This window comes from Candidatus Neomarinimicrobiota bacterium, from assembly GCA_034716895.1.
In the GTDB taxonomy this organism is placed as follows: Bacteria; Fidelibacterota; UBA8477; order UBA8477; family JABMPR01; genus JABMPR01.
Window position 1 is genome coordinate 1 of sequence record JAYEKW010000252.1, and the last position, 11,171, is coordinate 11,171.

The following is an 11,171-nucleotide window of genomic DNA, read 5'->3' on the forward strand; positions in this document are numbered from 1 at the left end:
CCGAATTGAAGCAGGTGGATTCAATGATGTAGTAAAGATGGTATATCTCAGATAAAACCCTCACCCCGGAACGTTGCATGCAACGTCCGTACTAGCAATAGCCCCATTAGCAAAAGCCCCCGTCAGGAATGGTGGGGGCTATTTAATGAATAAATAAAAATGTTGAAGGAATAATTACTGCTGCCCAAGTACAAGAATGATAGTGTCAATTAAAGCTGATGAAAATTTGTAAATGAACCCCTTTTGTATCAAGATGTCTATTTGAAACCAAAATATGGGTTGTATTATCCTTGCAAACGAAGATAAGGGGTGATAGGCATGCGAAAGTGGATCTGGATTGCTGGAATGTTACTGTTGTCAGTTTATGTCATCGCTGAAGACATCTGGGATCATTCTATTCCAGGTCTGGGCTACCTGCATCGAACGACAACCCACCCCTGGGATATCCATGTTTTGATCGTTGATTTGAAAAATCCCGGAGTCAGCACAAAGGTGACACTGGCTCAGGATCACGCCTATGGCAGAGAAATAATATCAACCATGGCAGAACGGCATGGAATGACTGCCGCTATTAACGGCGATTTTTCAAGCCTGTATAATGGCATCCCTCAGGGGATAACGGTTTTGAATAATGAAATTGTGATTGCTCCCAAGTATCGTACAGCTCTGGGTTTCACAGAAAATAACTCTGCCGATATCGGCATGTGGACAAATCGTTGGAATTGGTATGCCACAGTTTCTGATGAATCAAATAATACGCATGATGTTGTGATGATGAATCTGGATGTCAACGAGAACTGGCTATGTCTTTTTACTGATTTATGGGGCACGACAACGCCGGGTAGAAATTTATCCGCAAATGTAGTTGAAGTTATTGTGGGTCCAGATAGTCTGGTTCAGAATGTCCGTCACAATCAGAGTGGGGTGCTAATACCTGAGGCATATTATGTTTTGACCGGACGGGAATCAGCCGCGGACTGGTTGTTGGCAAATATTGAGGTTGGGGAACAGCTTACCTTGGATTTAACTACCCTTCCGGATTGGCACAATTTACATCAGGCGGTCAGTGGTGGTCCCCGGTTTGTAGAAAACGGGCAGTATTATGCGGATCCCATGGTTCCCTTTCCCGGTGGCGAAGATTTTACCATGTCCTACAAAAATGCCTACTATCATACACGACAACCCCGATCTTCAGCCGGGATCACTGTCAATGGCGACACACTGATCATGGTGGTTGTAGATGGACGACAAACTCACAGTATTGGGATGACCCTTTCTGAGTTGGCTGCGCTGCAGATTGAATTTGGTGCAGTTGATGCAGTGCAATTTGACAGCGGTGGCTCAGCAACTTTTTACTTCGATGGTTCCACCCGCAACTCTCCCTCAGATGGTTCAGAAAGACCCCAGGCCAATGCGCTTTGTGTGAGATCTGAAGCACATCACTATATCAATATTGCACCTGAGGCGTTGATTACTGCTTACAGTGATGAAACTCTACCCGATCATCCTGTCACGAAACTGGTTGATGGAGATCGTTCACAGGGAAGCGGCAAATGGGCAGATCTGACAAGTAATATTCCCTGGGTTGAGTTGGATTTGGGAACAGTTATGGATTTGACCCATTTTCAGCTTTTTCATACGGCGTATGCCGGTGATGAAAACTATCTCAATACCAGAGAATTCAAGGTTTACACACGCCAGGATACTTCAGCTATTTGGGAGGAAGATTTCCACGTGCTCAATGATGTTTATGAAGTGAAGGATAATCTTTGCACTTATTCAAGTCCAAAAGCGGCTCGGTTTGTACGACTGGAAATCCTTCAGTCCAATCATCTGGATTATGAAGATTACCTTCGTCAACCGGAATTCTCAATATATATGGTGGATCCGGATTGGACCGGCATTGATAAATCCAATCAAGCAGTTGATTTTCAACTTTCCCAGAATTACCCCAACCCTTTTAATCCAAGCACTACCATTAGATATCAGCTTGGTGACCTTTCTGACGTATCAATTATTATCTACGATGTCATGGGTAGAGAAGTCGCAGATCTGGTTCAGGCCAAACAAGCCTCTGGCTGGTATGATGTCCAGTGGAATGGAACCACGGATGCTGGAAATCCAGTGAGTACAGGTCTGTATTTTGCCCGGATCCAGGCTGGTGGGTTCAGTGATGTGATTAAGATGGCGTATATCAAGTAATAAGTAATAAGTAATAAGTTATAATTTGGATTGAGCCCCTGTCAGGAATGGTGGGGGCTTTCAATTACCACAACTCATTAAAAGGAACTGCATAAAACTGGTCCCCAAAGGGCAGTACTTTATCCCCATCATAAAGAACAACACCACAAATAAAATCATCATGACTGGTTCGTAGGCGTCTTAAACCCTTAAAATCTGTTCGGTTTACACTGGAAGAAGCCTTAACCTCAACCCCACAGAGTGCTTTCCCATTTTTCTCAATTACAAAATCAACTTCTACTTTATCCTTGTCTCGATAATGGAAAAAGCGAAAAGTTGAATCTGCCCAGTATGACTGCCTCCGCAATTCCTGGTTCACGAAGCTTTCCAGGATTTGACCATATAGTGTTCGATCCTTTTTAAGCTTCATTTTATCAACACCCAGTAATGCTCCGGCTAAACCGGTATCAGTAATGTGAATCTTGGGTGTTTTGACCAGTCTCTTAAGCCGGTTATTATGCCAGGCCGGTAGCATTTCAATCAGAAAGATTTGCTCAAGCAAGGTCAGGTATGCTTTAATAGTTGGGCGACTGCGTTCGAAAAAGCCGGCTAACTTGCTCACGTTCACTAGGCAGGCTGTTTGACCTGCAACAGCCTGAAGTAATTCGGGGATTGCTTCCAGAGAGTGTATGTTCGAAAGCTCTTTAATATCTCTCAGGGTTAATGCATCAATATATTGTAATTGCCACGTCCGCTGTCGTTTGAAGGACGATCTCGTCAAAACGGGAGGAAATCCACCAGCCAGGAGACGGTCAATTAAATCATCCCCAAGTCGTTTACTCGGGCGCATGGAGAAACTGCCGCTGAAGAGTTGCTCAATGAAGCTGGTTTTAAGTCCGGATTGTTCGATTTCTACTTGGGTCAATGGAGCTAGACGAATCACTTCCATTCTTCCTGCCAATGAATCTGCCAGCTTGGGAATGAGCATGATATTTGCGGATCCCGTCAGTATAAACCGACCGGGTTGACGATTCTGGTCAACAAGGGTTTTGATGGATGTGAATAACTCAGGTACACGCTGAATTTCATCGAGTACAACCCATATCGGTAATTCTGTGCAGAACCCAACAGGATCTTCTCTTGCGGCACGAAGTAGGTTATCATCATCAAAACTCAAGTATTGATGTCCGTGCTTTGCAGCCACTATTTGGGCTAAGGTTGATTTACCGCATTGTCTGGGACCGTGAATGATAACAACCGGTGTGTCTGCAAGTGCTTCTTCCAATGAGATCAGAATGTACCGCGGAATAATTCTTTGTGTCAGCATAGTGCCAATCTATAATTCTTATCGTCTAATTGCAAGAAATATGGCGTCCAATTGCAAGAATAATAGCGTCTGATTTCAATTAAACCAGTTTTCAGCGCAGCCAAACTGGTTTCAGGGGACGTTATGGGGGAGTCTAAACCTGTTTGATCGCTGCGCGCTTGAAAACAGGTTTAAGCATCAAGAGAAGACCATTCGTGGTGCCCCCAGGCCGATAACAAAGTTTGTCACTTTTCCGACTCCTTTTACTCAAACAAAAGCTATCTTGAATCAATTTTCTGAAAGGAAATATTGTGCATAAAAAATTTGTGATCATCGGGGGCGATGCGGCCGGCATGAGTGCTGCCAGTAAGATTAAACGTATGCGTCCAGATGCTGAATTAGTGGTTTTTGAAAAAGGTGAATTTATTAGTTATGCCGCTTGTGGAATGCCCTACTGGATTAGTGGTGTCATTGATGATGGTGATAAACTGCAGGTTCTCACTCCCCAAATCGCCAGGGAAAAGCGAGGAATTGATGTTCGGATCTGGCATGAAGTCAAGAAAATTGATCCTGAAAATAACCGGATAAGCGTGGTCGATCTCAAAACTGGTGAAAAATTTGAAGAGTCTTATGATGCCCTGCTAATTGCTACAGGCGCACGAGCAGTATCTCCTAATATTCCCGGTGTTGAACTTGAAGGTGTTTTTACCCTGAGAAATCTGGCTGAGGGATATATAATTAAAAACTATCTTGCAGATAATGAAATTAAGCATGCCACCATTATTGGAGGAGGATATATCGGTCTGGAAATGGCTGAAGCTTTCCGTCATCGCAATATCAAAGTGAGTATGCTGATTGGTCGTCTTGCTCGTACTTTTGATGAGGATATTCTGGAAAAGATAGCTGACCATATCATTGAAAAAGGAGTGGACCTTCAGCGTGACAATAAAGCTGTCAGCATAGAAAAAGCCGCAGACCAACTACTTGTCAAAACATTAAGTGGTGATGTTAAAACCGATATTGTGATTTTGTCAACCGGGGTTAAGCCTAATTCTGAAATGGCTGAAGAGGCCGGGATCGTTCTGGGAAAAAGTGGTGCCATTACCATTAACAGTAATATGCAAACCAGTATCCCTAACATCTATGCAGCTGGTGATTGTGTTGAACATAAACATCAGATTCTAGAAGAAGATGTTTGGATTCCCCTGGCCACATCTGCCAATAAAGGCGGACGGGTGGCTGGCGAAAATATGGCGGGTAAACCAATTAGTTTCCCGGGAATATTGGGTACAGCCGTGGTCAAGGTTTTTGATTATACCATGGCCCAAACCGGTCTTGCCCAAAAACAGGCTGAGATGATAACCAAGTATGGTGAGATCAGCACAACAATGATCACCAGTGAAAGTCGAGCTCACTATTACCCCGGATCAACTCCCGTAACTATCAAACTGGTGGTCGAAAAGTCATCCAAACGCCTTTTGGGTGCTCAAATAATCGGGAAAGCTGATGTAGCCAAAAGAGTTGATGTTCTAGCAACAGCCATCACAGCTAAAATGACTGTGGAAGATATCGGCATGTTGGATCTGACCTATGCACCGCCGATCTCTCCGGTTTATGATCCTATTCATGTGGCTGCTAATGTGGCTAATAAGTAACAAGTAACGGGTGACGAGTAACAAGTTTCAAATTTCAAAGGACTGTAAATGATAAATAAAGAAATGCTCATTGAAGATCTGGTTCAGGAATATCCCAAGCTTATTGGCCCTCTGAAAGTGGAAGGCATTGTTTGTCTAGCCTGTGGTGAAGCAGTGTGGGGTACTCTCGAAGCCCAGGCTGCTGAAAAAGGGATCACCAATATTGATGAGATTGTAGATCGTATGAATCTGATTCTGGATGAGGCAACTGACAAGCCCGAGCCCGCCCCTACACAAATTAAAATTGATCCAGCAACTCTGTCCTGAGTAAAGGAATAGCATTCTTGATGACAGGAACTATGTTTTACGCCACCAATTTCTATATTGTTGGTACTAACAGAAATTAACAACTAAAGGTATATATTGTGTCTGAAATAAAAATACAACAACTCAAGGGCGCTTCATTTGCTGCCAGAGGTCCATCCGGTCACTGGGTAATGATGGATGGAAACGAAAAAGCAGGGGGTGTAGATGGCGCTAGCCGACCTATGGAAATGCTCCTTTTTGGTCTAGGCGGCTGTACAGCTGTTGATGTGGAAGTCATCCTGAAAAAAATGAAAGTCCCTGTGGAAAATATTGAAATTGATATTACAACAGAACGGGCTGATGAACATCCTAAGGTTTATACAAAAATAGAAATGATTTTTCACTTTTATGGAAAAAATCTCAATCAAAAGAAAATAGAGAAGGCCGTTAGTCTTTCTAAAAATACGTATTGTTCAGCCAGTGCCATGTTGGGTAAAACCGCTGAGATCACGGCAATTATCGAGAACCACAATACAGCATGATCCACCGCCTGGCAGCTTATTCGCTTATCCTGCTGGGGATTGGCGGTACCATCTATATGGGTGTTGAGGGCATCTATGGAGACAGCTATGAGATTCCCTTCCTGAAGATTGAGTCATTCAACCGGCAGCTTAATGATTCAAGCGCATTTATTTTAGTCGATGTACGAACAGAACAAGAGATTATAGCTGCACCGGCACCCTGGGAGAGAACCATCCATATCCCGCTTCTGATGTTAGAGGAAAGGTGTCTCGAATTGACCGAATACAAGAACCAGCAGATCATGCTGCTCTGTCCTACTGGAAATCGGTCTCGACAGGGTGCGCGCATACTACAATTAGCCGGGTTTAACGCGGTTTATCTGGAAAATGGTATGTTGGGAATAAATCGATAGTTACAAAGAGGACGATCTTGCGCGCAAAGCGTTGTATTGAGTTCATCGAAATGACGCGGAGTGTTGATATATATGGATTTAGGCTTATTCGCAATATGTGGTTGTATTTAATGGTTTTAGGGCACATTTTATGAATTCTCAGATACTTCTAGCGGTTTCGTCAAAGAGGGTAAGTGACGAGTGACAGGTGACAGGTGACGAGTGATATCTTCGCGTATTCTTTTGTCTCAGTGACTTCGTGGCTACAAAGAAAGAGCTTATGAATAAAAAGTATATAAAAATGTTATCAGGTCTAGGGATTGGATCACTCCTTGGGTTTGCTTATTACTACTATATTGGTTGCGCATCCGGTACCTGTGCGATTACCTCGAATCCGTATATCAGTACTGCATATGGAGCAATGATCGGGTTGATTTTTGTCTGGCCGGAAAAAGAAAAGAAAACCAGAAGTGAAGAAAGCAATATTGAAAATGCCAATTAAAATACTTTTACTTATCTTATTAATCGTGCCCTCTTGTCTGATGGCTCAAACTAACAATTTTGAATTTATTCAGCACGATACAGCCTATGTGGGTAGCGAGGATTTTATTGTTCAACACGGTGAAGTCTTTAATCTTTCAGATACTGATCTACTTCTCACAGTCACTAGAGTAGAGCATCAAAAACCAGCAACATGGAGCAGCTCTTTCTGCTTTAATGGACACTGCTTGCCGCCTTTCTTGAATGTTGACACCTCGGTTGTGTCCGTAGGTGATACAGCCGCTTTCAGCCTGGATACTTTTCCAAATGGGGAAGTGGGTGTCGGTTCCTGGACCATCTTTGTCGCTGATTCGGCTACCATGGAAGTTGATTCTGTTCACATCACGCTGGAGTATGTTACCGTATCGATCGATGATAACCCAGTCGCCCCCCGGACCTTTAACTTGTCCAATATTTACCCTAATCCCACCAATGCCTGGATCAATTTTAATTTTAATGTTGAGCGATCAGGTGCTTACTCCATCATTCTCTACGCCCTGGATGGGAGAGCGGTTGCTGCTCGCGACTACTCACTGCAGGCCGGGAATAATCATTTGCAGTGGGGTTTAGGTACTCTGCCATCCGGTAGCTACATCATCAGTGCCACGAGTGAAGGACAAAAGGTTTCCCGCCAGCTTGTGGTGATCAAATGATGCGGATATTACCACTATTATTAATTGTTACGCTTGGTTTTGGGCAGGAAAAAAGTCTACCCCAGGTCAAGCTGAAAGATCTTAAAAATAAAACTCAGAATATGGATAAGGTTCTGGACGGAAAGCTGACTCTGATCAATTTTTGGGCAACCTATTGTGTACCCTGTAGAAAAGAGATGAAGCATCTCAATCGGATCAGTGAGACCTACGCAGATCAGAATGTTCAGGTGGTCGGCATTTCTATTGATGATTCACGCACAGTGGGGCGAGTCAAATCAATGGTGAGATCACAAAAGCTGAAATACACAATCTTGTTGGACACTGAACAAAAACTTTATAAGAATTTCAATACTTCAGCAATGCCTTTTTCAATTCTGGTGACTCCCAGCGGGCAGATCGTCTGGCAGCATACAGGCTATATCCCTGGTGATGAAGCCGAAATGGAAGCTGAGATTCAAAAAGCATTGAAGCTTCAGCAAAAGGACTGATCTGCATCTTTGTTGACCTTTCTGCGAATAATCCTGGTAATTAGCATCCCGCTCGGTCTCTGGGCTGGGGGTGTCTCCTGGAATATTGGGATCCTCACCGACCTGGGCCGGGGTGAGCAGATTGGTCTGGACTACGATTACACCGAGACTTTCCTAAGTGGATCGATGGAATTCGGATCCTGGTATATTGATACCAGATTTGAATACAGTGATCCACCTGAGTATGGTTTTCAATTTCAGGGGCTCGACCGTTTTCTCTTGAGATACAACAGTGATAACTGGTTACTGGAGTTCGGAGACATATCAGCTGTTTTTGGTCGTGGATTGGCACTGAACCTCTACGAAGATCAAGCCATGGATTTTGACAATCAGATCAAAGGTCTTCGTTTAACCACAGGTTTATGGGGTGATCATGAGCTTGATGTGCTTGCCGGTGTAAATGAAGCCTATCATTTTTATTCTCCCAGTTCAGATCTTCGTGAACCAGATGGTAGAGCAGCTTATGAACTGGTTGGGGCAGCTGGAACAATCAATGGTCAATCCGGATTCTGGACCGGAGTTCCTTACCTGATCGGGAGTCGCATTCGATCAGACTATCTTTGGCGTGAGATTGATGCTGAGATTGGTGGCATCAGTGTTAATACGGTAAAACAGACCCAACACGTGATTCAGAGTGGCTGGGGACAGTCTCTTTATGCTGATTCCTGGGATATTTACCTCGAGTACAATCGCACCTGGAAGGCTTTTGATTACCCATTGGTCTCTCAGAATATTTTTCAAACTGAAAATGGTGTGGTGCTTCAGAATAGTTCTCAGGACTACACGACCTCAGGACAAGCTTTGAACCTTCAGCTCAACTGGTTTCCACAATGGTTTACTGCCATGTTTGAATACAAGCGGTATCTGAATGGTCCGGAATCTGCCGCTGATAAACGAGATCCATTGCTGCTGGCAAGTAAACCCCTGCCCTGGCAGTTGGGTCCCACTGGTATTCGTCAACACGATATCAGTCTTTTGGGGAATGTCACCCACCCGGTTGATTATGGTGATGAATTAGGGTGGAATCTTGAATTGCAGCGGCTCATAAATGATGAATGGTCATTGATCCTGAATGCTGCTCAAACCTCACAGGCTCGGGATAACCGTGACTTGGATCAGTCACCAGGAATTATTCCGAAACAGGACATAACCCAAAATCCCTGGCAGGAATATTTTTTTGAAATCGAATACTCTGGAGAAGCGCTTTCTCAACGGCTGTTCATTGCCTATACACGTTCGATCCTGAGTGGGGCTTCTGCAGCTGAGATTCTTAACCATTACACAGTTGTTCCGGCATACCTGTCGTGGCACCCTGATAATAACCTGGTGCTTTCCAGCGTGATCGAACTTCAACATTCTGTTGTCACTGGGGAAGATTATAGTGGAGGATCAATTGAGGGTCATGAGTTCCTGAGCACCCATATTATTGGCAGTATCGATCTAAAACACAAGTATTCGGCTTCTGTGATTTGGGATAGCAGTGATGACCCAAATCTTATTAGTGGGGTTCCTGAAACTCAGCATTGGATCAGTGGGGAGTTGTCATTAAAACCCATCGATGGTCTCTGGATTCGTGCTTCTTATGGCAAAGAAAAGGGTGGTGTCCGTTGTACAGGTGGCGTTTGCCGGATTCTTAATCCGTTTGAGGGTTTTCGTATGACTATGGAATGGCGGCTATGAGATTTAATTTTGGATTGTACAGTAATGCTCTGTCATTTGTATTCTCTATTGGAGAAAACGCTGCCCGTCTCTCTATGCAGCTTGTAGGGGCGATGCCGGATAGTGAAGACTCAAGTCGAAGGAATTCTGTCTTACCACTCAGCTTTGGCAGGAGAAAATTTACAGCGTTATTATCCACTGGCTGGATAGCAAAGATGTTACTCATTTCATCTTTCCTGCTCTGGTCATGTGAGTGGACCCCAGATCAAGTTGAGATCGACCGGGAAAGCCACTATGTCTCATTGAATATTGCTTTGGGAGATACGGTAGATTTCCCAATAGCTGGTTATGATCTTAGTATGGAAGCCATCACTATTCCAGATGTGATCTCAGTAACACTGTTGGACCCTGAAAAGGTCATGCTAACTGGAATTGGGTTAGGGGAAACTCAACTCACGATCCGGTATCTGATCCCAATGGTAGAAGATTCAGTTAATGCAGCAAGGGCGATCATTTACCTGGATGTAACGGTTTCAGATGGCATTCCTCTCGAGCTGATCCTGGGTCAACAGCAGGTGATCTTTATGGCAGACCACTTGTCCGCAGATCAGATCGAACAAATTGATTCCATATCGGTACAGTTACCAGATGATCAGATTGGTGCTGAAATGGAAGTGAATATTAGCGGTACAAGTATCTGCCTGTTGAGTAAAGCACCTGGTAATCAACGGTTGGAGGTGGTCACTTTTGATAGTCTGGGTTTACAGATAACACCTTTGCTGTTTGAGACTCAGACCAGCATTCGAAAAAAAGTTTTGGGGGAGTTATTCACAAATGCCGGTTGTGCCGGATGTCCAGATGCAAATGACAATTTAGATGAAGTGTTTGAACTCTTTCCTGAGAATCTGACCATGATCAGATATCACCTCTCCTGGCCAGGTGTGGATCCCATGTACACCTACAACCCGGGTCCAGTCGATACTCGATACTACACCTATTCACCACCATATATGATTGCACCTACCCTGGTAATGGATGGTGTATCACAGGGGGGAGATGTGAGTGTGAGCGGCTGGTCTGCCACCCTCAACAACTTTATAAGTACAGGCTCAGATATCCATATCTGGGAACCTGATCTGATGACGTCAATTGACAGCCTGTTTTTAGATATCAGGATCCAGAATTTTGGTGCAACGGTCAATAACCTGATCTGCTGGTCTGTTTTAACTGAGGATAGCATATACTATGCTGGAACCAATGGTGAATCAAATCACATGCAGGTCATGCGTGATATGATCTCAACGGAGGTTGCTGAGATCAACGATGAGATAACTATTTCGCATAGTTTGAAACTACCGCCGGAGTATGCAGTAACCGAAAATTTTCACATCGTAACATTTCTTCAAGATTTGGATACAAAGCAAATCTTGCAAACTGCAGATCAAACAATTC

General features: G+C 43.9%; 11 protein-coding genes. 10 read left to right on the plus strand and 1 reads right to left on the minus strand.

What is annotated here, in order from left to right; genetic code table 11:
• The first annotated feature begins 318 nt into the window (after nt 1-318).
• Nucleotides 319-2,202: a phosphodiester glycosidase family protein gene (locus tag U9Q77_13765; protein ID MEA3288423.1), complete on the plus strand. Its 1,884-nt coding sequence runs from the start codon at nt 319-321 to the stop codon at nt 2,200-2,202.
• Nucleotides 2,203-2,266: 64 nt separating this feature from the next.
• Here U9Q77_13765 and U9Q77_13770 read toward each other — a convergent pair whose 3' ends face one another.
• Nucleotides 2,267-3,508: an ATP-binding protein gene (locus tag U9Q77_13770; GenBank protein MEA3288424.1), complete on the minus strand. Its 1,242-nt coding sequence runs from the start codon at nt 3,506-3,508 to the stop codon at nt 2,267-2,269.
• A 290-nt stretch (nt 3,509-3,798) separates the two neighbouring features.
• Between U9Q77_13770 and U9Q77_13775 the strand changes: the two genes are divergently transcribed.
• The 9 genes from U9Q77_13775 to U9Q77_13815 all read left to right on the plus strand — a co-directional run.
• Nucleotides 3,799-5,142, plus strand: coding sequence for a CoA-disulfide reductase (locus U9Q77_13775; protein MEA3288425.1), 1,344 nt, complete (start codon nt 3,799-3,801; stop codon nt 5,140-5,142).
• Between the two features lie 48 nt (nt 5,143-5,190).
• Nucleotides 5,191-5,448 (plus strand): DUF1858 domain-containing protein, encoded by a 258-nt coding sequence (locus tag U9Q77_13780; GenBank protein MEA3288426.1) that lies wholly within the window; start codon nt 5,191-5,193, stop codon nt 5,446-5,448.
• 98 nt (nt 5,449-5,546) lie between these two features.
• Nucleotides 5,547-5,969 (plus strand): OsmC family protein, encoded by a 423-nt coding sequence (locus U9Q77_13785; protein ID MEA3288427.1) that lies wholly within the window; start codon nt 5,547-5,549, stop codon nt 5,967-5,969.
• Nucleotides 5,966-6,361: a rhodanese-like domain-containing protein gene (locus U9Q77_13790; GenBank protein ID MEA3288428.1), complete on the plus strand. Its 396-nt coding sequence runs from the start codon at nt 5,966-5,968 to the stop codon at nt 6,359-6,361. The genes U9Q77_13785 and U9Q77_13790 overlap by 4 nt, the downstream gene beginning before the upstream one ends.
• A gap of 259 nt (nt 6,362-6,620) precedes the next feature.
• The gene (locus U9Q77_13795) at nt 6,621-6,842 is read left to right on the plus strand and encodes a DUF6132 family protein (protein MEA3288429.1); all 222 of its coding nucleotides are present in this window, start codon (nt 6,621-6,623) and stop codon (nt 6,840-6,842) included.
• Between the two features lie 40 nt (nt 6,843-6,882).
• Nucleotides 6,883-7,533: a T9SS type A sorting domain-containing protein gene (locus tag U9Q77_13800; protein ID MEA3288430.1), complete on the plus strand. Its 651-nt coding sequence runs from the start codon at nt 6,883-6,885 to the stop codon at nt 7,531-7,533.
• Nucleotides 7,530-8,021 (plus strand): TlpA disulfide reductase family protein, encoded by a 492-nt coding sequence (locus U9Q77_13805; protein MEA3288431.1) that lies wholly within the window; start codon nt 7,530-7,532, stop codon nt 8,019-8,021. Before U9Q77_13800 ends, U9Q77_13805 begins: the two co-directional genes overlap by 4 nt.
• Nucleotides 8,022-8,030: 9 nt before the next feature.
• Nucleotides 8,031-9,740, plus strand: coding sequence for a DUF6029 family protein (locus U9Q77_13810; GenBank protein ID MEA3288432.1), 1,710 nt, complete (start codon nt 8,031-8,033; stop codon nt 9,738-9,740).
• On the plus strand, nt 9,737-11,171 hold a 1,435-nt coding region (locus U9Q77_13815; GenBank protein MEA3288433.1), incomplete at its 3' end, for a hypothetical protein. The genes U9Q77_13810 and U9Q77_13815, both read left to right, overlap by 4 nt.

Bases quoted from the DNA above. Each gene is read 5' to 3' on its own strand.
- U9Q77_13765 (MEA3288423.1), top strand. From the start codon at position 319: ATGCGAAAGTGGATCTGGATTGCTGGAATGTTACTGTTGTCAGTTTAT.
- U9Q77_13770 (MEA3288424.1), bottom strand. From the start codon at position 3,508: ATGCTGACACAAAGAATTATTCCGCGGTACATTCTGATCTCATTGGAA.
- U9Q77_13795 (MEA3288429.1), top strand. From the start codon at position 6,621: ATGAATAAAAAGTATATAAAAATGTTATCAGGTCTAGGGATTGGATCA.
- U9Q77_13800 (MEA3288430.1), top strand. From the start codon at position 6,883: ATGGCTCAAACTAACAATTTTGAATTTATTCAGCACGATACAGCCTAT.
- U9Q77_13790 (MEA3288428.1), top strand. From the start codon at position 5,966: ATGATCCACCGCCTGGCAGCTTATTCGCTTATCCTGCTGGGGATTGGC.
- U9Q77_13805 (MEA3288431.1), top strand. From the start codon at position 7,530: ATGATGCGGATATTACCACTATTATTAATTGTTACGCTTGGTTTTGGG.
- U9Q77_13780 (MEA3288426.1), top strand. From the start codon at position 5,191: ATGATAAATAAAGAAATGCTCATTGAAGATCTGGTTCAGGAATATCCC.